This is a genomic window from Psychrobacter sp. 5A.1, from assembly GCF_030407455.1.
Taxonomy (GTDB): Bacteria; Pseudomonadota; Gammaproteobacteria; order Pseudomonadales; family Moraxellaceae; genus Psychrobacter.
In genome coordinates this window covers 1-21,362 of record NZ_JASDDJ010000011.1, presented here as the reverse complement: position 1 = coordinate 21,362, position 21,362 = coordinate 1, and the positions used below count along the sequence as shown (strand labels likewise).

19 protein-coding genes and 1 pseudogene are annotated in these 21,362 nt (G+C 42.9%); 6 read left to right on the top strand and 14 right to left on the bottom strand.

The features are described 5' to 3' along the window. Positions 1-119: 119 nt before the first annotated feature. Positions 120-1,181 carry a DUF1176 domain-containing protein gene (locus tag QL982_RS04090; protein WP_290164903.1) on the bottom strand — a complete coding sequence of 354 codons (1,062 nt, stop codon included), beginning with the start codon at positions 1,179-1,181 and terminating at the stop codon, positions 120-122. 383 nt (positions 1,182-1,564) lie between these two features. After that, positions 1,565-2,386, bottom strand: a complete 822-nt coding sequence (yghU, locus tag QL982_RS04085; RefSeq protein ID WP_290164904.1) for a glutathione-dependent disulfide-bond oxidoreductase — start codon at positions 2,384-2,386, stop codon at positions 1,565-1,567. A gap of 229 nt (positions 2,387-2,615) precedes the next feature. On the opposite strand from yghU, the gene QL982_RS04080 reads away from it, so the two are divergent. Then, positions 2,616-3,992, top strand: coding sequence for a DHA2 family efflux MFS transporter permease subunit (locus QL982_RS04080; RefSeq protein ID WP_290164905.1), 1,377 nt, complete (start codon positions 2,616-2,618; stop codon positions 3,990-3,992). A 116-nt stretch (positions 3,993-4,108) separates the two neighbouring features. Here the strand turns inward: QL982_RS04080 and bfr (QL982_RS04075) are convergent, their stop codons facing one another. From bfr (QL982_RS04075) to QL982_RS04065, 3 genes are all read right to left on the bottom strand, one after another. Further along, positions 4,109-4,588 (bottom strand): bacterioferritin, encoded by a 480-nt coding sequence (gene bfr / locus QL982_RS04075; protein ID WP_290164907.1) that lies wholly within the window; start codon positions 4,586-4,588, stop codon positions 4,109-4,111. A 68-nt stretch (positions 4,589-4,656) separates the two neighbouring features. Then, positions 4,657-5,145, bottom strand: a complete 489-nt coding sequence (gene bfr, locus QL982_RS04070) for a bacterioferritin (RefSeq protein WP_290164909.1) — start codon at positions 5,143-5,145, stop codon at positions 4,657-4,659. Between the two features lie 420 nt (positions 5,146-5,565). Further along, a complete protein-coding gene (locus tag QL982_RS04065; RefSeq protein WP_290164911.1) occupies positions 5,566-5,757 on the bottom strand; it encodes a (2Fe-2S)-binding protein in 192 nt (63 codons plus the stop codon). 408 nt (positions 5,758-6,165) lie between these two features. On the opposite strand from QL982_RS04065, the gene QL982_RS04060 reads away from it, so the two are divergent. Next, on the top strand, positions 6,166-6,495 hold the full coding sequence (locus tag QL982_RS04060; protein ID WP_290164694.1) for a metalloregulator ArsR/SmtB family transcription factor: 330 nt from the start codon (positions 6,166-6,168) through the stop codon (positions 6,493-6,495). A 194-nt stretch (positions 6,496-6,689) separates the two neighbouring features. Here the strand turns inward: QL982_RS04060 and cysA are convergent, their stop codons facing one another. From cysA to sat, 6 genes are all read right to left on the bottom strand, one after another. Then, on the bottom strand, positions 6,690-7,412 hold the full coding sequence (gene cysA / locus QL982_RS04055) for a sulfate ABC transporter ATP-binding protein (RefSeq protein WP_356644882.1): 723 nt from the start codon (positions 7,410-7,412) through the stop codon (positions 6,690-6,692). Positions 7,413-7,450: 38 nt separating this feature from the next. Next, positions 7,451-8,389, bottom strand: coding sequence for a sulfate ABC transporter permease subunit CysW (cysW, locus tag QL982_RS04050; RefSeq protein WP_290164695.1), 939 nt, complete (start codon positions 8,387-8,389; stop codon positions 7,451-7,453). 1 nt (position 8,390) lies between these two features. Further along, positions 8,391-9,275 (bottom strand): sulfate ABC transporter permease subunit CysT, encoded by an 885-nt coding sequence (gene cysT, locus QL982_RS04045; protein WP_290164696.1) that lies wholly within the window; start codon positions 9,273-9,275, stop codon positions 8,391-8,393. Between the two features lie 381 nt (positions 9,276-9,656). Continuing rightward, positions 9,657-10,742 (bottom strand): sulfate ABC transporter substrate-binding protein, encoded by a 1,086-nt coding sequence (locus QL982_RS04040; RefSeq protein WP_290164697.1) that lies wholly within the window; start codon positions 10,740-10,742, stop codon positions 9,657-9,659. A gap of 262 nt (positions 10,743-11,004) precedes the next feature. Then, positions 11,005-12,090, bottom strand: coding sequence for a sulfate ABC transporter substrate-binding protein (locus QL982_RS04035; RefSeq protein WP_290164698.1), 1,086 nt, complete (start codon positions 12,088-12,090; stop codon positions 11,005-11,007). A 457-nt stretch (positions 12,091-12,547) separates the two neighbouring features. Beyond that, complete coding sequence (sat, locus tag QL982_RS04030; RefSeq protein WP_290164699.1) at positions 12,548-13,801, bottom strand: sulfate adenylyltransferase; 1,254 nt, start codon at positions 13,799-13,801, stop codon at positions 12,548-12,550. Between the two features lie 351 nt (positions 13,802-14,152). Here sat and QL982_RS04025 point away from each other — a divergent pair, with 351 nt between their 5' ends. From QL982_RS04025 to QL982_RS04015, 3 genes are all read left to right on the top strand, one after another. Then, on the top strand, positions 14,153-15,838 hold the full coding sequence (locus QL982_RS04025; protein WP_290164700.1) for a nitrite/sulfite reductase: 1,686 nt from the start codon (positions 14,153-14,155) through the stop codon (positions 15,836-15,838). After that, on the top strand, positions 15,831-16,427 hold the full coding sequence (locus QL982_RS04020; RefSeq protein ID WP_290164701.1) for a DUF934 domain-containing protein: 597 nt from the start codon (positions 15,831-15,833) through the stop codon (positions 16,425-16,427). The genes QL982_RS04025 and QL982_RS04020 overlap by 8 nt, the downstream gene beginning before the upstream one ends. Before the next feature lie 71 nt (positions 16,428-16,498). Beyond that, complete coding sequence (locus QL982_RS04015; RefSeq protein WP_290164703.1) at positions 16,499-17,137, top strand: phosphoadenosine phosphosulfate reductase family protein; 639 nt, start codon at positions 16,499-16,501, stop codon at positions 17,135-17,137. 140 nt (positions 17,138-17,277) lie between these two features. On the opposite strand, the gene QL982_RS04010 is transcribed toward QL982_RS04015, so the two are convergent. Both QL982_RS04010 and QL982_RS04005 read right to left on the bottom strand, forming a co-directional pair. Then, a complete protein-coding gene (locus QL982_RS04010; RefSeq protein ID WP_290164704.1) occupies positions 17,278-18,090 on the bottom strand; it encodes a DUF817 family protein in 813 nt (270 codons plus the stop codon). A 28-nt stretch (positions 18,091-18,118) separates the two neighbouring features. Beyond that, a pseudogene (locus QL982_RS04005) lies at positions 18,119-18,250 on the bottom strand (uroporphyrinogen decarboxylase); the annotation flags it as partial. Positions 18,251-18,581: 331 nt separating this feature from the next. On the opposite strand from QL982_RS04005, the gene cysG reads away from it, so the two are divergent. Then, positions 18,582-20,219, top strand: coding sequence for a siroheme synthase CysG (gene cysG / locus QL982_RS04000; RefSeq protein WP_290164705.1), 1,638 nt, complete (start codon positions 18,582-18,584; stop codon positions 20,217-20,219). Between the two features lie 63 nt (positions 20,220-20,282). Here the strand turns inward: cysG and QL982_RS03995 are convergent. Beyond that, positions 20,283-21,362: RNA ligase (locus tag QL982_RS03995; protein ID WP_290190174.1), on the bottom strand; the 1,080-nt coding region annotated here is incomplete at its 5' end.

Sequence of the window (21,362 nt, the reverse complement as noted above, 5' to 3'; positions counted from 1 at the left end):
ACGTGGCGACGCAGTATAGCACAATAAAAAACTATATGTACCTATTTATTAAATTATTGGCTAAATAAGCCTAGGGCGTGTCCCAATCATACTGATAAGAAACACGCTCAGCTATTTATTTATCGCACGGTTTTGACTTTGGTGACATAGGTTGGCAGCTGCCACGCACCGCCGATCTCAATCATACGACATAGCCCTGTGGTGCTCTCATGGCTTTTTTCAAACGTTTTTCCCGTCCATATCCAATCGGTTTTGCTCATGCAGTCCCCAATACCGCGGCCTTTTTGTACAGAGGTGAGCTTGCCTTTGTCGTAGCTGGTGGCACTGGTCGTCACTAATGTCGGCTTGTAAGGCTTGCTATCATTGAGTACCCAAACCCCTGACCCTGTGTTATAAGCCCCTGTCCAGCAGTCGTGTTGTGCCAGTAGCTGTGAGTCATTTAAACGACTGACACGCCAAGGCGACTTATCTGACAAGTTTGGACAATCGCTCTCTGCATCTTTCATCGTACCTTGCATCAGCGATGCTAATTGAGAGGATTTCATGACGAATTTTTTTCGATCACTCGCGACTGCTTTTGGATTAGGTGCTACAAAGTTTAGTTTTGGTGCGGTTTTGGGTGGCAATATACCGTCATTAGATTTGACAGCGGTGTCACTTTTAATAAAAGCACTGGATGTTCCAACCCGTCCTTGGAATTCATCTGCTTTGGCCATGACCGCACTGGCCCCTTTATCAGAGAGTTGCCAGCGTGAATTTCGGAGCACCAGCTCAATCTTGCTTGATTTGGTCAATGCCTCTAGCAGCGCCGTTACTTGTGCTGGTGTCAGTTCGGCATTGCCTGAAGCGGCTGAATATGGCTTGGTTTCCCCATAGTTTTTATCATTAATTAATAACGATATTCGGTGGCGATTGCCCAGCTGCATCAAGGCTTTAGAAGAGCTTTCTTTAGCACCGCCAATTTTTATCTTACCATCCACACCAGCATTCGCGCCTGCACGGCGTATCAGCAATATGGACACAGGGAATTCACTGTTGTTCTCTGCTTGATATCCTGCCAGCCGGCACGTCCGTGTATTATCACAGGCCACTTGCCAATCCTGACTGGTTAATTCAGTTGCTGCATGTGCCATACTTGCGGGACTAAATAACGCCGCACTGCTCATAATGGCAACAAACATAGAAAGTCGTATTTTATTTTTTATCATCAATAACAGTATCTTTTTATTTTTGTAGAGTGGGTTGGTACGTAGATGCTGTCTGCCATCTTAACGCACTAGTGTTTCTATCTGTTGTACTAATGTATCATTATGTAATGATGCAAGCATATGATTATTCAGACATAGCTATATATAAATAATCATATAGAAAAGGCCGATAAGTTAATCACTTATCAGCCTAGGGCGCATCGTTATTTTGAAAATGGTGATAAAAACGAGATAAGTGGCAGCCAAACAAGGAAAGCTGTACAGATATTAGCAAGCTATTTACCTGACGCAGTTTGGCAACGATTTAGCCATTTCTAACCCATTTACTATTTAGGGTTCAGATTGAAAGACAGATTCTACTCAATTGGTCTGAGAGTCAAGTCTACCGCACGTTTGACAGCAGGACGTTCAGCGATTTTTTGTGCCCAGCGCTGTACATGTTTATACTCTTTGACTTGTAAAAACTCTGCTGCATCATAAAGTTTCCCTAGTACCAGCTGCCCATACCAAGACCACACAATCATATCCGCAATGTTGTAATCAGTGTCATCATTGCCACACAGATATTCATGATTTTTTAGGTGGTTATCTAACACATCAAGCTGACGTTTGGTTTCCATCGTATAGCGGTTAATTGGGTACTCTAAAGGTTCAGGCGCATAGGCATAAAAGTGCCCGAAGCCGCCGCCTAAGAAAGGCGCGCTTCCCATTTGCCACATGACCCAAGACAGACAATCGGCTCGCGCTTTGCCAGCTGACAAAGGGATAAATTTGCCAAATTTTTCTGCCAAATACATCAAGATAGCGCCCGACTCAAAGAGCGCAATCGGCTCGCCTGCATTATCAATAGAATGATCGACCAAGGCTGGAATCTTTGAATTAGGGTTTATCTCTACAAACCCTGAGCCAAACTGTTCACCTTTAGAAATATCGATTTTGTAGGCATCATATGCTGCTGCGTCAATACCAAGTTCGGCCAGCTCTTCTAGCAATATGTTTACCTTGACGCCATTTGGTGTGTTTAGCGAGTACAGCTGTAACGGCGCATTGCCAACAGGCAGCGCTTTGTCATAGCGTGCCCCAGCCGTTGGACTATTGATACTGGCGAATTTACCGCCGCTTTCTTTATCTTGTACCCAAATCTTTGGTGGCACATATTTATTGTTATCCTGACTCATAGTCTATCCTCAATGTATATTTATGACTGTCGCGAAGGTTTACTATAACGAGAACCCATAGCGATATTAAAGTCCTCTCTTGTAATCAATGTTGTGCTTCTACTGTCCTCGTTACTTTGAGTCACTTTTATTCTGTCGCAGGCTTTCTTATACTACTCAGCTTGCATAGTGATCTGCACGTAAATCCGCTATTTTCTTACTTCATAACGAGACGTTCAATGGGACTCACATGGTAACGCTCACTCCGACCCAAGAAAAATACCTACCCTATGTCCTAGCGGTAGCGTTATTTATGCAAATCTTAGACGCCACTATACTGAACACCTCATTGCCACAAATGGCGCAGGCGTTGGGTGAATCGCCACTGAAGATGCAATGGGCCGTGATCAGTTATGCCTTGACCTTGGCTATCTTTATCCCCATCAGTGGTTTTTTGGCGGATAAATATGGCACGCGCCGCGTATTCCTATCGGCCATCATCATTTTTTGTATTGGCTCACTACTGTGTGCTGCCTCACCCACACTAGATTTTTTGATTGGCTCACGCATCGTTCAAGGCATTGGCGGTGCGATGATGACGCCCGTTGCTCGTTTGATACTGGTTAAGTCTTATCCTCGCAACAAGCTCTTGACTGTGATGAACTTTGCGGTGATACCGGCATTGGTCGCGCCCTTAGTAGGACCCGTACTGGGTGGTTATATCGTTCAGTACGCCAGCTGGCACTGGATATTTTTAATCAATATACCGATGGGTGTGGTCGGTTTTATCATGGGAAAAAAACTGGTACCAGCGCTATTTGAGGATACCAAGCGTCTAGATTGGACAGGGTTTTTATTGTTTGCGGCAGCAGCTTGCGGGTTCACGCTGGCTGTCGAGTTTGGCTCACAGACAGGTCGCGGGCTTTATGGCATATTGCTCGGTTTGATTGCAAGTCTGCTGATCGGTGCATATGTCTGGCATGCCAAGCGACACGCAGCCCCCTTGTTTCCACTGAGTTTATTTGACATTCGCACCTTTCGAATCGGTATCACAGGCAATCTATTCACGCGGCTTGGTATCAGTGCCGTGCCTTTTTTGTTGCCGTTACTACTACAAGTGGTGTTTGAGTACTCGCCTTCGCAGGCAGGTTGGTTACTTGCGCCAATTGCGGTTGGGGCTATTGGCATCAAACCTTGGGTCAGTAAGATTATTCAGCGGTTTAGCTATCGTAAAGTGCTTGTCTACAATACTTTGTTTATGGGCTCACTCATCATTGTACTAGCGCAATTCAACGATGCGTCGCAGTGGCTATGGTTTATACCTATCTTGACTATCATGGGGGCTTGCAACTCCATGCAGTTCAGTGCGATGAATACGATTACTATTGGTGATCTAGAGGGTGCTCAGACCAGTAGCGGCAACAGCCTCATGGCGGTCAATCAGCAATTGGCGATTAGCTTCGGTATTGCGTTTGGGGCAGCTGTGTTGACTCTATTACGTGAGCGTCTGCAAATGGATACACTAGCGGCGTTCCAAACCACTTATTGGATATTAGGAATCTTGACCATTCTCTCGGGGTTGTATTTTTTACGACTAAAACCTGAAGATGGACGCGGTTTGTATTAGGGCGTGTAGCCGAAACATTACGAATATCTTATCTATAGACATAAAAAAGCCAGTATACGATTGGATTATCAATCATATACTGGCTTTTTTATGACGATTCAGATTAATAAATACTATTATGCGTCATCATCATTCATTTGCGATTGGATGTATCGTTCCACCCCGACACTCTTGATCAAGTCTTCTTGCGTCTCTAACCAATCTTCATACTCTTCATTACCATCTTTTAGCGTGACTAATAGCTGGCGAGAGACATAATCAGACTTTGTCTCACATAGCGTGATGGCATCAGTTAGAATACCAAACTTTTGCTTTTCGAGACGTAGGTTACATTCAATGATTTCTGGCACGTCTTCGCCGACTAGCACCTTGCCCAGTTCCTGCAAGTTTGGCAAGCCGTCTAGCAGCAAGATACGGGCGATTAAATCATCTGACCATTTCATCTCAGCAATAGATTGCTTATACAATGAGTCATTGAGCGCTTCTAACCCCCAATGACGGGCAATGCGTGCATGCAAAAAATACTGGTTGATGGCAATCAGCGACTGCCCAAGTACTTTGTTTAAAGCGCGAATAACCTCTTTATCCCCTTTCATGACCTTTCTCCCTCTCTATTTGTTATTTATGCGAAATACTGTGATTGCTATTCATGCAAATGATGATATCAAACAAGATTAGGAGCGACTTCAGCCATTTGGCTTTGTAGGTAATTAGGTAGACCAATCATATCAATTAGGCGCAGTTGTTGCTCAAGCCAATGCGCATGATCTTCTTCTGTATCTTTTAGCTGCTCGACCAACATCTCACGCGTGACATAGTCATGCTCTGCTTCACAAAGTGCAATACCGTCTTTTAGATGCTGTTGTACTTGGTATTCTAAATCCAAGTCAAGCTGCAACATATCAGGAACGGTCGCACCAATGTTAATGGCATTGACAGTCATTTTAGGTATACCGCTTAGCATCAAAATACGACGAATGATAGCCTGTGCGTGTAGCGTCTCGTCTTCCATCTCATGATGGATACGATCGTATAATTTGCCATAATGCCACTCAGCATACATCTCTGAATGGATGAAATATTGGTCACGAGCGGCCAGCTCACCACCCAACAAGAAATTCAAATAATCAATGACTTTTTGGCTACCTATCATAACGCATACTCCCCTATTTATTTTTACGGATCACCATACATTCACAATTTACCATATAAATTAGCACGATTGGCAAATTGACCAGTAAAGGTCAACATAAATAAAATCTCTTATAATCCTAGGTAAATATAGTAGCATACAGGCGCTGTATAGGGTGTAACGTTATGAACTAAGAATAAGATGCTAATTGAGAATCATAATTAGCTGCATCTAGCATGATATTATCTCGTATAAACCATGCTGACGTATTAGGACGCTTGCAAGCTACCTGTGTCATAAAGAAAGTTAGCTGCAAAATATTGAATATATTTCATCGTATTAGATAATGAGAATAGGTGATTAAAGCCTGTCCTCATTGTAAAAATGATGATCAAAATTTAGCTATTTTTAGCCCATTTAGAGGACACAGCTTAGTAGTGTTTAAACGGCGTAAGCTAAGACATCAAGTTTAGCATGGTGTTCTTCTAGGTAATCATTGACCATCGGCTCACAGCAGCCACAACACGTTGCCACATCGAGCGTATCTTTTAGACCATCAAGACTATCGATACCTGCAGCGATGGCTGCCTTGATTTGCTTTTCTTTTACGTTGTTACAGATACATACGTACATGGATTGGCTCCTCTGAATACCACTATTCGATAATGACTGCATACGACGCTTATATAGGAAACATGCATGATAAGGGTCGTCGATAGATGGATCGTTGACTGTTTTTTTGCACTGATACTACTTTTCAGTCGTTAGAAGTCAGTACTTCCGATCACGTTTATCGCTTGTAGTATAATAACGATAATTATTATCATTTTCAATCACATTCGATATATTTGTCAGTTATGGCAATATCTTTGTGTTACGCTAGATATATTTATATAGGTGGATATACATGCGCATGTAACCCAATATTATCAAAGGTAGTAAATTAACGATGAACTGTAAATTTGTTTACTTTTTAATCGATTTTATAGATGACTGCTGTTATATTGAACCCCTATTTACGAAGCCCATTGGAATTTGCCTATGTCTGATAATAATTTTACGATACGACCTATCGATTTATTCAAAGTCTTATCTGATCCGACACGTCTAAAAATATTTCAAATTCTTTTTAAAAAAGAAGCACGTTGCGTGGGTGATTTGGTAGATATGCTGGATCAGCCACAGCCAACGATATCGCGACACCTGAATCATTTGAAAAAATTGGGTATTTTGAGCTGTGTACGTGATGGTACGTGGATGTGGTATGAAGTGGCTGATGACTTACCAGAGTGGTGTCAGGATATTTTAGACATCACCTACGAGCAAATCTCTCCAAGAGAAAAAGGTAGAGAGATATCGGATCTTGCTTAGAGACTATAGTTAATCCTCTATAAATTGGGTACGGCGTCAGTCTCGCTTAGCCCATTTAGAGGACTATCGAGTGAATTGAAAACACGCCCTAACAGTGTCCAAGACAATATATCGAAGACAGCGCCCCAAACCAAAAAAGACCTACATGTGTGGATCTTTTTTATTCAGATTGTTATAGATTAAAAGCTAAAAGTTTAGACCAAATCTAAGAAATCACTGATAAAGGCGCTGGCTGGTTGGTGTATCAGTTCCTCTGACGTCCCTACCTGCTCCACTCGCCCTTGGTTCATGACAACGATTTCATCAGATACTGCGCGTGCTTCTTCTTGATCATGTGTCACCATAATACTGGTGATACCAAGCTCGTGGTGGATGTTTTTTAGCCATGTGCGTAGCTCCTTACGTACTTTGGCGTCTAACGCCCCAAACGGCTCATCAAGTAATAACAGTTTCGGCTTCACAGCGAGTGCCCTTGCCAGCGCAATTCGCTGACGCTGGCCGCCTGATAGCTGATGTGGATAGGCATTGGCAATTTGTGGCAGCTGTACGAGCTCTAATAGCTCTGCCACGCGCTTATTGATATCAGCCTTGCTAGGACGGTCTTTTTTTGGCAATAACGTCAGTCCAAACGCGACATTATCAGCGATGTTTTTGTGACGAAATAAGGCATAATGCTGAAACATGAAGCCAATATGACGTTTTTGCACAGGCGTATTGGTCACATCTAGCTCATCAAACAATATTTGCCCTGAGTCAGCATACTCAAGACCAGCGATGATACGCAATAGCGTCGTTTTACCACATCCTGAAGGCCCTAGTAAGGTGGTCAGCTTGCCAGTAGGCACCGTGATATTGATATTGTCTAAGGCGGTAAAATTACCGAATTTTTTATTAACGCTGCGAATCTCGATGCTCATAATCGTATCTCTTATTATATTTTTTGTCGTATCGTGACTTATTTATCACTGCTATTTTTAGTCGTAACAACCGTAGCATTGGCACTCACTGATAGCTCAGGTATATTGGCCAGTCGCTCAGATTTAGCAAACTTGCGCTCTTGTAGCTTCGTCATGACTTGCTGAATAAGTAGCGTCACGAGAGCTAGTGCAGCAAGTAAGCTAGATAAGGCAAAAGCGGCGGTAAAGTTATAATCGTTATAAGCAATCTCGACTAATAGCGGCATGGTATTGGTCTCACCGCGAATGTGACCGGATACCACACTGACAGCACCAAACTCACCCATCGCCCGCGCATTGGTCAAAATCAAGCCATATAACAGTGCCCACTTGATATTTGGCAATGTCACATGCCAGAAAGTCTGCCAACCAGTCGCGCCCAACGTCAATGCTGCCTGCTCTTCACTGTCGCCTTGAGTCTGCATCAGCGGTATTAGCTCACGTGCCACAAACGGAAAGGTGACAAATAACGTCGCCAAGACAATACCAGGAACGGCGTAAATCACTTGGAAGCCCATGCTCTCAAGCCAGCCACCAACCGTAGAGTTAAGCCCAAATAGCAATATGAACATCAAGCCTGCGACCACTGGTGATACTGAAAATGGCAAATCAAGTAACGTGGTGACCAACTGCTTACCTTTAAACTGATAGCGGGTGACCAACCATGCAATCGCGATGCCCATCACCATATTAATCGGCAAGACGATGGCAGCGGTAATTAGCGTCAGCTTAATGGCTTGCAACGCTTCAGGATCAACCAGTGAAGCGACATACAACTGCCAGCCACCTTTAAAGGCTTCATAGAACACCGCTAGCAACGGTATCACTAGCATTACAACCATGAATAGCACAGCGATACCGATAAAGATACGGCGTATCCATGGCGTGTCTTTGGTTGCCGCGTTACTTTGGTAGTCGTAGCTGTTAGATATTTGCATGTTAGCGAGCTCCTACACGGCGCGACAGCTTCCACTGCACAATATTAATGGTTAATAAAATCACAAATGAGATGAGTAGCATAAATAGCGCGACCGCAGAGGCGCCTTGAATATCAAAATTATCAAGCTTACTGATAATAATCAGTGGTAAAATCTCAGACTGCATTGGAATATTGCCCGCGATAAAGATCACCGAGCCATACTCGCCAGTAGCACGAGCAAACATCATACCTGCGCCCATTAGTAATGCTGGTAGCAACTCTGGCAAAATGACTTTACGAAAAGTAGTGAATCGATTGGCACCCAATACTGCTGCGGCTTCTTCAAATTCAACCGATAGCTCAGCCAATACAGGCTGTACAGCCCGAACAATAAAGGGAAAGCTAACCACAACCAACGCCAACCAAATACCTATCGGTGTAAAGGCTACCTGTATATCGAACTTGGCAAACCATTGCCCCATCAAACCATTTGGCGCATAAAGCGTCGCAAGTGAGATACCAGTGACCGCTGTTGGTAAAGCAAATGGCAAGTCAACCAAGGCATTAATTAAGGACTTGCCCCAAAACTCATAACGTACCAATACCCAAGCGACCAACGTACCGAATACCATATTGGTAAGCATGGCTAAAAATGACATCCATAAGCTCAGCTTGATAGCGGCAGTCACTGTCGGCTGGCTAATCGTTTCCCAAAAACCCGTCCAACCCATCTGCGTTGTGGTATAAGCCATCATCGCAAACGGCAACACCACCAATAGCGATAAGCTAAAAACAGTAATGCCCATGCTTAGACCAAACCCCGGCATCACATTGCGTTGACGCAAGCGTGTCAGCCAACCTTTATTAGGAAGGGGTTTGCTGGTAGAAGATGTGGGTGCACTCATAGTGATATCCTGTTGCCCAACTGATGGTACTTATCGTAAGACCATGTTATATCGAACTTATTATTAGGGCGTGTCTTCATTTCAAAAATGGTGGTAAAAATGAGATAAATTGCCGTCAAACAAGAAAAATAGCGCAGATAATATCGGGATATTAGCCAGCTATTTGACGATGTTTGGCAAGATTTAGCCATTTTTAGCCCATTTAGATGACTATCGAGTGAATTGAAGACACGCCCTAGTATGCTTACGGTATAAAGGACATAGTGCGTACGACCATGTCCTTTATGGAATTTATTATGAATGACTACATCACCTGATTTATAGCAAAGTAATCACCTTTACTAAATGGCTATCAGTGATCATTCTTGTCTTAGTCATTTGCTACTGTGGTGCATTAATGGCCAGTTGGTCAAACACGCCACCATCGCTGAAGTACGTACCCATGATGTCATCCCATGAACCAAAGGCATCATTCGGACGGAACGTTTCAACAGGTGGTAATTTATCACCATTTTTATCAAGCACGCTTTGCACGCTAGGACGTAGATAAAGATCGGCGGCTAACTGTTGAGCCGGCTCGCTCCATAAGTAATCCAAATAAGCTTTTGCTGCGTCTGTTGTGCCTTTCTTATCCGTTACTGATTTGACAATCGCCACTGGGCTTTCTGATTTAATCGAGTATTTTGGATAAACGATATCGACTTGACCAGCGCCAAAATCAGTCGCTGCAAGGTTGGCTTCGTTTTCAAAAGTAACCAAAACGTCACCGATACCACGCTGAACGAACGTAGTCGTTGCAGCACGTCCACCATTCTCATAAACTTTGACATTTTTTAGCATGTCTTTGACATAGCCTTTAGCCTTGGTTTCATCTTGGTTAAAAGCATGCAGACCATAGCCATAAGCACCTAAGAATGCATAACGACCATTACCCGTGACTTTCGGGTTTGCCATCACAATCTCAAGACCGTCTTTGGTCAAATCTTCCCAATCATTAATGTCTTTTGGGTTGCCTTTACGTACCAAAAACACGATGGTGCTGGTAAAAGGCACGGCGTTGTCAGGGAACTTGCTTTCCCAATCTGATTCAACCAAGCCTTTTTTCTCAAGCAGCTCAATATCAGACCCTTGGTTCATGGTGGCAACGTCTGCTTGTAGACCGTTAGCGACAGACAATGCCTGCTTGCTTGAGCCACCATGTGACTGTTTGATTAGGATGTTACTGTTTGGGTTTTCAGCTTTGTAATGCTCAACGAATAATGGGTTGTAGTCTTTATAAAAATCACGTGCCACATCATAAGAGACATTTAGCAACTCGATATCTTGAGTGTCTGTTGCTGCTGTGCCATCTGTATCTGTCTGCTCGCTGTTGCTACAGCCGACCAGACCCAAAGTTAATGCCACACCGGCAATACTTAAAACGTTCAGTGTTTTACTTTTTTGTTGATAGCGCACAGCGTATGTCATAAATCCCTCAAAGATATCTGTTAAGTAATGCAAGTATGCTAACAGCGCCATCTTATTATGTTTAATGATGAATATGCGTATGTTATTGCCAAAACGGAATAACAAGAGCATAACGTTAAACTTATCAATCAGTTGGCAAAATCCTACTAGGAGAGCCTCATTTATAAAGACTCAAAAGCGGATACGATTGACGGTATTTTCTACCTGACAGCTGGCAAGTTATGCATGACTTTATAGATTGCTTTATAGATTACTTTACAGACTACTTTTTCACACTTGCCAGCTGATCGAATCGTCCGCCATCGACAAAGAACGTATCCATAATCTGCGTCCAAGCACCAAAGACAGCCACTGGCTCGAAAGTCGCAATCTCAGGCAATGTGTCTCTATGATCAGCAAGCACTTCTGCATTACTAGGGCGCATATACATCTCTGCCATGAGCTCCTGAGCAGGTACATCCCACAGACCTTGTAGGTAAGCACTTGCGGCATCTGTATTACCGCTCTTATCCGTAACGGCAGTGACGACCGCCACTGGATTAGCAATCACAATAGAGTAGCTTGGATAAACGATATCGACTTTGCCTTTGGCAAATTCCTTGGCAGCCAAATGTGCTTCATTTTCAGTTGTGATGAGCACATCCCCTAACCCGCGCTGGGTAAAGCTGGTCGTCGCCGCACGCGCACCATTGTCATAAGTGACCACGTTTGCCAATAATTTCTTGATAAAGTCATCGGTTTTGGTAGGCGTTTCCACGCTTTCTTTGAATTGATGCAGACCGTAGCCATAAGCACCCAAGAAAGCATAACGCGCTGTGCCACTGGTTTTTGGGTTTGGTATGACCACATCGATATCATTGCGTGCCAAGTCCGACCAGTCTTTGATATTTTTTGGATTGCCAGAACGGACCAGTAGCACCATGGTACTGGTATAAGGCACTGCATTATTAGGGAATGCCTGCTTCCAATCAGTGGCTACTAGCCCTTTTTCTACCAACAAGTTCATGTCGCTTTCTTGGTTTAAAGTTGCCACATCTGCTTGCAAACCATTGGCAATAGACAGCGCTTGCTTGCTCGATCCGCCATGTGACTGATTGACCTTGACCTTGCTACCTGGATGCTCTTTTTGATAACTTGCACTGAATAGAGTGTTGTAGTCTTTATAAAAATCGCGTGATACATCATAGGAGACATTCAATAAGCTAATATCTTGCGAGTCTCCCGCTGTCGATGTGTCTTGCGATGTAGATTCATTAGAGTTACAACCTGCTATGAGCACCGTAACGGCCAGTACGCTACCCACTTTTAAGGTGATATTAGACAGTTTTGATGGTATGGCTGATTGCATGATTTTCTTCTTAATAGATAATTGGGCGTTGGCAAAATAGTGGGCACTTTATTATTAATATTGCAGCCCAACGTATTTCGAAAATCACCCTATGGATAATAAAAGATATGCTAGCAGTTTGTGTACCGGACTCTTAGTGACGAATTCGCTTATCGAGTGGTTAACTTGGCATAAGCAAATTTTTCGATTGTCTTTAACTATCTGTTTTTACTTGATTTTATAAAACATTATAAGGATATGAGTTTTCTGACTAAGACTTCACAAAAAAGGGATCAAACGATAATCGTATGATCCCTTCCTTTAAATACAGCTTTTTGGATATCGTTAAATACCGTAGTCAGTCAGATGCTGTTAGATAGTCGGTTCAATATAATTTGGATACAAGGAAGGCGAATGAAAGTACTACAAGTCGTAGACTAAGCGAGCCTGACACCGTATCCAATTTATAGAGGATTGACTATACCGCAGAAGCACCAGTTAACTTAACTTCAGCACGCTCTTCTTTTGCGATACCTGCATAGTAATCACGCAATATTTGTAGCACTTCTGGACGACTAAAGTTCTCTGGTACCACTTCATCTTCTGATAGTGCTTTACGTAGTTTTGTTCCAGATACTTTGACGTGCTCAGAAGCATCATGCGGGCAAGTTTTGTCTGACGCCATCGCATTACAAGCGTTACACCAGAACGTCCAGCCAATTTTTAATGGTTGAGTAATGAGGTCGTCTTTACCGACGTGATCAAAGATGGTCTGCGCATCAAAAGCACCATAATAATCACCAACACCTGCATGATCACGGCCTACAATCAGATGGCTACAGCCATAGTTTTGACGGAATAGCGCATGTAACAACGCTTCACGTGGGCCTGCATAGCGCATATCTAGCGGATAACCAGCTTGAATCACAGTATCTTGTCTAAAGTAATTATCAATCAAAGTTTTGATCGCCTCTTGACGGACGTCTGCTGGGATATCACCTGGCTTCAATGCGCCTAATAATGAGTGAATCAATACGCCATCACAAATCTCGATGGCAATCTTGGCAAGATATTCGTGTGAGCGGTGCATTGGGTTACGTGTTTGGAATGCCGCAACCGTTTTCCAGCCTTTGGCATCCAATATTTCACGCGTTTCAGCTGGCGTTTTATAAATCTCAGGATACAGTGTTGGGAACTCGCCTTCGCTCAATACTTCTACGCTACCTGCAATATTGACGTCATCTTGACTCAATACTTGCTGTACGCCTGGATGCTCGCTATCAGTCGTCGTAAAGACTTGCTGGCACTCATGCGCTTTATCGATGGTATAGGTTTCTTCTACCGTTAAGATGCCCATGACTTCACCATCTTGGGCGACCAATGCGACTTTATCGCCTTGATTTAAACTATCGGCAGTGGCTTTAGGTGCTGACAACGTAATAGGAATCGGCCAAAATAAGCCTGCGTTGTCGCCACTTTGCAAGCGCATGTTGTCAACGACACCTTGCCAATCCGCTTGATTCATAAAGCCGTTCAGTGGTGTAAAGCCACCAATACCGAACATAATTAAATCGCCGCGCTCACGAGAGCTTAAGGTAATGGTCGGTAATGTGCTGGCAAGCTCTAATGCTTGAGTACGTGCATCACCATTTAATAATAGTGGTTTGAGTACATCGCTGCCATGTGGAGGAACGAGTTGTGATGGCTTTTGATTAGCAATAGTAGATGTCATAGTAATTTTAAAACCTCAATGTATAGAAAAAAGAGTTGAATAACAGCAAGTGAATGGCTTAAAAGGTAACTTTATGAATAAGATGCTAACGATCGTCAGTTAAAGTCGTGCATTACCAGATATTAAATTTTAGGGGTTAAATTTGATAAGCATAGGCTACCTAACTTTCGTTATGAAAATTTATGCTGTGTTTGGATATGTATATGTCTTAAAGGAATTTATGTTTTGAAGTACAAGCTTATATGATGTAAAGCTGAACGGTACACATTGCGATCGACAACAAAATATATTACACAAGCAAATCATTTTCGTCGCTGCTTTTAAGACTAAAAACAAAATTGAGATTACGTCATGTATCAATATAATTACGCTGACCAAACCTTGGTAGAAGAACGAGTCGCTCAGTTTCGCGACCAAACCGAACGGTTTTTGGCGGGTGAACTGCCAGAAGAGCAATTTTTGCCGCTGCGGTTGCAAAACGGCCTTTATATTCAGCGTTATGCGCCGATGTTACGTATTGCTATTCCTTACGGTCTACTAGCCAGCTATCAACTGCGTAAATTGGCAGAGATTACCCGTAAATACGATAAAGGTTACGGACACTTCACGACCCGTACCAATATCCAGCTAAACTGGCCAAAGCTAGAAGATGTGCCAGATATTTTGGCGGAGCTGGCATCAGTACAAATGCATGCCATTCAAACCTCGGGCAACTGTATTCGTAACACGACTACCGATCCTTATGCGGGTATTCATCAAGAAGAGATTGCGGATCCACGCCCTTATTGCGAAATTATCCGTCAGTGGTCTACCTTTCATCCTGAATTTGCTTTTTTACCGCGTAAATTTAAGATTGCTGTCGTTGGTACTGCCAATGACCGCGCGGCGACACAAGTACATGATGTTGGATTACATGTAAAAACCAATGATGCAGGTGAGATTGGTTTTGAAGTATTGGTGGGTGGCGGTCTTGGCCGTACGCCAGTGATTGGTAAAGTAATTAACGAATTCTTGCCACGTCAGCATCTGCTTAGCTATTTAGACGCTATTTTGCGCGTTTATAACCTGCATGGTCGCCGTGACAATAAATACAAAGCGCGTATCAAAATATTGGTCGAGAGCATGGGCGGTCCTGCCTTTGCTAAATTGGTCGATGCTGAGTGGGAAGCCCATACCAAAGACGGTCCACTGACGCTAACCGATGCAAACTTTGATACTGCCATCAGTTTCTTTAGTGAGCCTGACTATGTTGGTTTTGATGCGCTACAAGTACAGTCTGACTTGCAACAGCAACTCAATGCGAATAAAGATTTTGCCGATTGGTACAACCAAAATACAGTCGCGCATAAAATAGCAGGCTATCGCGCCGTCGTAATTTCTCTAAAAGCAGGCTTGGTCGACGGAACCTACGTACCATCTGGTGATGTCAGCGAGTCACAAATGGATGCTCTCGCTGATCTGTCAGACAAATATAGCTTTGGTGAATTGCGTGGTACTTATCAGCAAAATCTCGTCTTCTCTGATGTGCAAACCAATCAACTATATGAGCTATGGGAACAGTTGGCGGATTTGCATTTAGCACGTGCCAACATAAACACGCTAACCGATATGATTGTTTGCCCAGGTTGGGACTATTGCTCGCTCGCCAATGCCACGACTCACAACATCGCTGAGCAAATCGAAAAGCAATTTGATGATCTAGATTACCTTTATGACTTGGGTGAAATCCGCCTAAACATGTCTGGCTGCATGAATGCCTGTGCTCATCACCATACCGGTGATATCGGTATCCTTGGTGTTGATAAAAAGGGTGAGCATTGGTATCAAATCAGCCTCGGCGGCAACTCTAGCAACGATGCCAAAGTCGGTAAAATATTGGGTAAAGCAGTACCAGCCGAAGATGTGGCGATTACCCTACAAAAAATACTGGACGTCTATGTAGAGCAGCGCGTGAGCAATGAGAACGACGTAGAAGCCTTTAGTGACTTGGTCAATCGCGTTGGCGTGGCACCTTTTAAGGAGAAGGTCTATGGGTAATCATCATGTATTAAATAGCGATGGTATCGATATCAGTCAGACCGATACGTGGCTAGCGCTCACCACTAATGAGCTGCCAGAAGGCGTTGCCCTGACCCATATCTCACTGCTTGAGCTATTACATAAATCAGAAAAAATAGATGTGCTGTTGCCACTTGATGATTTGTTAGACGCTACAGGCAGGATTGCAGGCGGACTCTTACAACAAGTACGCGAGTTGTTGTCTCAACATACTAGCCGTACAGGCGTTTGGGTGACATCGGATAGCGATACGGATGTATTGGTTGGCTTGTCAGAGTTTTTATTACAGCAAGACTTGATCGTCATTCATGTGCCGTTGTTTGTTGATGGGCGCGGCTTCAGTTTTGCACAGACGTTACGTCAAATGGGTTACGAAGGCGAGATTCGTATGGCTGGCAAGTTTGGCCGTGACCAAATCGCTTATCTGTTACGTTCTGGTGCAGATAGCTTTGTGCTCAGTGAGCATGATATGCAATCAATTTCTGATATTGGTCAAGCATTTAACGCGCTTGCCAGTAGCTACGATGGTCGAAATGCTGCTGCATTACCGATGTTTGCTAACGTTTAATTTACCATCCGTTATTTATTTAATTTTCACCAAATTTATTGTTAAACCAATCCCATTGTAAGGAATGTATCATGAGTCAATTACACCCAAATCTAGATATCGATCAAGCCAATCAAGAGCTAAACGGTAAGTCGCCAGAAGAGATCGTCTCATGGGCACTAAGCCAAGCTAAAAACCCAATCATTACGACTAACTTTCGTCCTTACGAATCAGCGATTTTACATCTAGTTGCCAAGCAGCGTCCAGATATCACTGTATTGTGGGTAGATTCAGGCTACAACACGGATGCGACGTATCAATTTGCTAATAAAGTCATTCGTGACCTCAATCTAAATGTCGTTACTTATATCCCTAAGCAAACCGCTGCACATCGTGATGCGACCATGAATGGTATTCCTGGTATTGATAATCCACAGCATGATGAGTTTACTGAGCAAGTAAAACTTGAGCCATTCCGCCGTGCGTTAGATGAATTGAAGCCTGACGTGTGGTTCAATGCGATTCGTAAAGATCAAACAGAATTCCGTCAAGGGCTTGATGTGCTTAGCCTATCAAAAGATGGTGTGTTAAAAGTAGCGCCATTATTTGAAAAAACAGATGCTGATCTAGACGTGTATCTTGAAGAGCATAACCTACCAAATGAGTTTGACTACTTTGATCCAACGAAAGTAGAAGAAAGCCGTGAGTGTGGCTTGCATACTCAGCTGTAATTGTAACGTTTTCTAAATGTCAAAAGCCCTCTCTTAAATTTAAGAGAGGGCTTTTTAATTTTTATAGCCGATTCAATTATTATCTAGCCACTTTTTGCTCGTTTAGTCGTTCTTGTTCAAACTGAGGACACACCCTAGCATCAAATTAATTGCCAACGCCCTTTGGCAGTGCTTTTGCCCAGTACTACCAAAACCAACACCAGACTTAATATCAGTAATAAATACCAAGAGCCAAGCTTACCCCAACCCACCATATGCCATAAATTTTCTTGTGACGGATACTGCCAAATATTAGCAAAAGTAGCAATATTTTCCGCTAACCAAACCAAAAAAGCTAGAAACAATAGTAAGGGTAAAAATGGTAATTGGTATTGCTTGGCATCACATAATTGCAAATTATTTCCGTTATGAATTTGAAAAAACATCTTGGTTTTCCAGAACAAAACGACTGAAGCGAGGAACAATATATTGCGAATATCGGGCACAAAAAATTTAGTAAAGAAGTTAACATAAGACGAAACAGCCAATAAACCTACCCATATTAAACTTGGGAAATTGGTAAAGGAGGCATTAAAAAGCCTTAGGCCACGCGCTATAAAACTGCCCACTGCTGAATACATAAAACCAGCGAAAAGTGGCACGTTTGCAATTTTACAAATGGCTTGCTCGGGATAATCCCAAGAGCCAATTTTGGGATGGGTTAAAAACAGCTCCATGGCCATAGCCAGAATATGAAAAATGGCAATGACCCATACTTCGCGCGGTGTTTCTAGTTTGAAATAAACCAAAAAAACCTGAATCATTAAAGCATACGCCAACAATACATCGTAGCGATAGATGCCAGCAATGGACCAACTCATTTGATGAGTCAGCACAAAGGCCAATAATAAAAGGATTCCAAATAAAGCAGACGCTAAACTCAGCGCGCCGCTACGTAAAATAACGTTCAACACCTTACCTTAAATTAGCACTGCGATGACATCAATCACCGATTCGCGTAAAAAATTCATGGCTGTGTTCATACTCAGGATCAACCCACTGTGTAATCCCTTGCCCCAAGTTAGCGATATAACCTGTATAAATACCATCAGCATAGGCTTCGTTAAGCACAGACATAAATCCTTTTTACGATGGCTTTTTATTCAAAATATTAATGGCTGCCGAACTATAGCAAATTGATAGATAAATAGACAATCTTTCATTATTTCTAAACATCATTTTTCAGCACAGGATGGCTATTTTCAAAATGAGGACAAGGCCTAACCTTACCTTCAATTTTATATACCTATTCCCTTTATCATAAAAAGCCCTCCTCAACATGACGAAAACGAATATGCTAATGCCAATTCACTAGGTGAGTGTGTGCCTGTGATACCTCATAATGGCCGCATCCCTCATATCTTTTCTACCTTTTATAATCAACAACTAAATATATGGTGACATGATGAACACCTTCCCGCTATTTTTTAAATTAGAAGACCGTAAAGTGCTCATTGTGGGCGGCGGCGAAGTGGCACTGCGTAAAGCGGACTTGCTCAGCCGTGCGGGTGCTTGCATCACAGTTCTTGCGCCAGACATAAGCCACGAGCTACAAGCCTTGCTAAGCGATAGTAAGCACCAACTCATCTATGAAAATTATAATAAAGCCTATATGTCAGGCGCACGTGTCATTATCGCGGCTACTGATGACGAAACGCTGAATCATCAAACCCATGCTGACGCCACTGCCCTAAATATTCCAGTCAATGTGGTTGATACGCCGCATTTGTGCGACTTTATATTCCCAGCCATTGTTGATCGCAATCCAATTGTGATTGGCATATCGTCTAACGGTAAAGCGCCCGTATTAGCACGCCTGCTACGAGCACGCCTTGAGACGTTAATCCCGCAAGGCTATGGAAAATTGGCCAAACTCGCTGGCGAGTTCCGAACTGAAGTAAAAGCGAAAATCCCTACTTTAACGGGACGTCGACAGTTCTGGGAGCGCGCATTTGAAGGTCAAGTTAGCCAGCTTATGTTTGCAGGTAATGAAACTGAAGCCACTGCACACTTAAAAGCAGATTTAGAGCGTACCGCAGCGGCTATCAGTAAGAAAAGCGACGATGCAAGTGCGGTAAAAGAGACAGACACGATTGCTGCTACTCTATCCGATGAGTCAGAAAAAAACTTACCAGCCGTTGGTGAAGTCTATATTGTGGGCGCAGGCCCTGGTGATCCAGAGCTGTTGACCTTTAAAGCCTTGCGTCTAATGCAACAAGCGGATGTGGTGTTTTATGATGCGTTAGTTTCACCGCAGGTCTTAGACTTATGCCGCCGTGATGCTGATAAAGTATTTGTCGGTAAAAAACGTAGCAATCATACAGTTGCGCAATTGGGTATCAATGAGCTACTCGTCAATCATGCCAAACTAGGTCGCCGTGTGGTTCGTCTAAAAGGTGGTGATCCGTTTATCTTTGGACGCGGCGGAGAAGAGATCGAAAGCTTGCGGGCGCATGGCGTCCCTTATCAAGTCGTGCCAGGTATCACTGCTGCCAATGCAGCGGCCAGCTATGCAGGGATTCCTTTAACTCACCGTGATCATTCTCAATCAGTGCGCTTTGTGACTGGGTTTTTGAAGGCTGGCGCACCCAACAGCAACTTTAAAAGTTTTTTGAATACTGATGAGACGGTCGTGTTTTATATGGGTCTGCACTCGCTGTCGCGTTTGACTGAAGGCTTGATTGACGCTGGTCGTAGTAGCGAGACGCCGATTGCCATTGTCTCTAATGCGAGTATGCCCAATCAGCAAGTATTGACAGGTACGCTCGCAACGATTGTTGCCAAACAGGAGCAAGCACAATTGCCAACACCTGCCCTACTTATTATGGGCGATGTGGTCAGCTTACATCATGATTTGGCTTGGTATAATTTGCAAAATAAGCAGCACCAAAACAGCGAGACTTCCGCGAAAAACTGGTTGCGTGAGGGATCGAGAGGTGAGGCAGTAAAACCATCGATAGATCAGCAAGCACACGCCCTTTCGATGGTTGCAAACCTTGCAACGCAGCAAGAGGAAGATTTGGAGCAGTTGATTGTTGATTAGTTTCTTTAGGCTGTGTCCTGATTTTTAAAATGAGGACATGCCTTAGTAGAAGTGTAAAATTCATCAAACACCGTATATCGAACTCAGATTCTTTATACTATGTTCTTTATATCTTGGCGTCCGCTCTGTATACAAATCCATTGCTAAACACATATTACTACCTAGTGCTGATTGGGCTTTTAGCGCATAGTATTTACGCTCTAAGTGCTTATTTTCTTCGTGGAAAAGCTCGATGTCTTTAATAAGATTGTTATATATAGGTATAATGCGTGATTCAGAGTCATCAATAAGTTTCATGATCTCCGGTTGCTTGATAAATTTTTGGCGCATATCATCAATATCCCCATTAAGAATCATTTCGGCTAATCTCGCCTTATTATTCACACTGCCTTTTAATCCATGCAATTGACAATATAAATTGTTTTTAACTTTAACGGGATAACTATTACCATCATTTGACTTAAGTACCATGACAATACCTTCGCCATGCGTATCAGCATAGGTAGCATCAACCAAATTATCAATACTACTGTCTAATGGTTTTGCATGTTTGACATAATGAGGGTGTTCGGTCATGTAATGAGTGTCAAACGTGTTCATATCACGTTCATTAATCATAGTTAACCTATCTGTTTCATAACGCACAACAATGTAATTGTTTGGCGATGTCCATTCAAAATTAATCGTGCGACCAAGCTTAGTCGAATGATAAACAAAATCATAATAATCTGAGTTCTCAGGTAAAGAGAGCCAGCGCATCGCTGCTAGTGCCGGATCGCTTGATAGGCTGCTTTTTGTTTTTAATCGCAATTCATCTTTATGTAGATAAGATGACACCAGACTACCATCTAGCTTTTCCATATAAAAAACCAAATCACAAGTGGTGTAATCAACATTACCTTCACTGTAGTTAAAGAATTTATCTGGTGGCAGTGATACTAAGACTGGCTTACTTGCAACAGTTATGTCATAAGTAATACCACGACAGTGCTTGGCATACGGTTGTTGAAAGCCGGCCCATGAAACAAGGCGATAATCAAAAACTCTGTAAGTAATGTCATCTTGTATAAAATCTTTATAAAAGAAAAAATCATTGTGAGAATGTTTGATTAAATCCATCAAACCAAAATAAACATCTAATGC

What these genes read in the sequence shown, in the direction of transcription:
- QL982_RS04090 (WP_290164903.1), bottom strand. Translation starts at nt 1,181, where the DNA reads ATGTTTGTTGCCATTATGAGCAGTGCGGCGTTATTTAGTCCCGCAAGT.
- yghU (WP_290164904.1), bottom strand. Translation starts at nt 2,386, where the DNA reads ATGAGTCAGGATAACAATAAATATGTGCCACCAAAGATTTGGGTACAA.
- QL982_RS04080 (WP_290164905.1), top strand. Translation starts at nt 2,616, where the DNA reads ATGGTAACGCTCACTCCGACCCAAGAAAAATACCTACCCTATGTCCTA.
- bfr (WP_290164907.1), bottom strand. Translation starts at nt 4,588, where the DNA reads ATGAAAGGGGATAAAGAGGTTATTCGCGCTTTAAACAAAGTACTTGGG.
- bfr (WP_290164909.1), bottom strand. Translation starts at nt 5,145, where the DNA reads ATGATAGGTAGCCAAAAAGTCATTGATTATTTGAATTTCTTGTTGGGT.
- QL982_RS04065 (WP_290164911.1), bottom strand. Translation starts at nt 5,757, where the DNA reads ATGTACGTATGTATCTGTAACAACGTAAAAGAAAAGCAAATCAAGGCA.
- QL982_RS04060 (WP_290164694.1), top strand. Translation starts at nt 6,166, where the DNA reads ATGTCTGATAATAATTTTACGATACGACCTATCGATTTATTCAAAGTC.
- cysA (WP_356644882.1), bottom strand. Translation starts at nt 7,412, where the DNA reads ATGAGCATCGAGATTCGCAGCGTTAATAAAAAATTCGGTAATTTTACC.
- cysW (WP_290164695.1), bottom strand. Translation starts at nt 8,389, where the DNA reads ATGCAAATATCTAACAGCTACGACTACCAAAGTAACGCGGCAACCAAA.
- cysT (WP_290164696.1), bottom strand. Translation starts at nt 9,275, where the DNA reads ATGAGTGCACCCACATCTTCTACCAGCAAACCCCTTCCTAATAAAGGT.
- QL982_RS04040 (WP_290164697.1), bottom strand. Translation starts at nt 10,742, where the DNA reads ATGACATACGCTGTGCGCTATCAACAAAAAAGTAAAACACTGAACGTT.
- QL982_RS04035 (WP_290164698.1), bottom strand. Translation starts at nt 12,090, where the DNA reads ATGCAATCAGCCATACCATCAAAACTGTCTAATATCACCTTAAAAGTG.
- sat (WP_290164699.1), bottom strand. Translation starts at nt 13,801, where the DNA reads ATGACATCTACTATTGCTAATCAAAAGCCATCACAACTCGTTCCTCCA.
- QL982_RS04025 (WP_290164700.1), top strand. Translation starts at nt 14,153, where the DNA reads ATGTATCAATATAATTACGCTGACCAAACCTTGGTAGAAGAACGAGTC.
- QL982_RS04020 (WP_290164701.1), top strand. Translation starts at nt 15,831, where the DNA reads ATGGGTAATCATCATGTATTAAATAGCGATGGTATCGATATCAGTCAG.
- QL982_RS04015 (WP_290164703.1), top strand. Translation starts at nt 16,499, where the DNA reads ATGAGTCAATTACACCCAAATCTAGATATCGATCAAGCCAATCAAGAG.
- cysG (WP_290164705.1), top strand. Translation starts at nt 18,582, where the DNA reads ATGAACACCTTCCCGCTATTTTTTAAATTAGAAGACCGTAAAGTGCTC.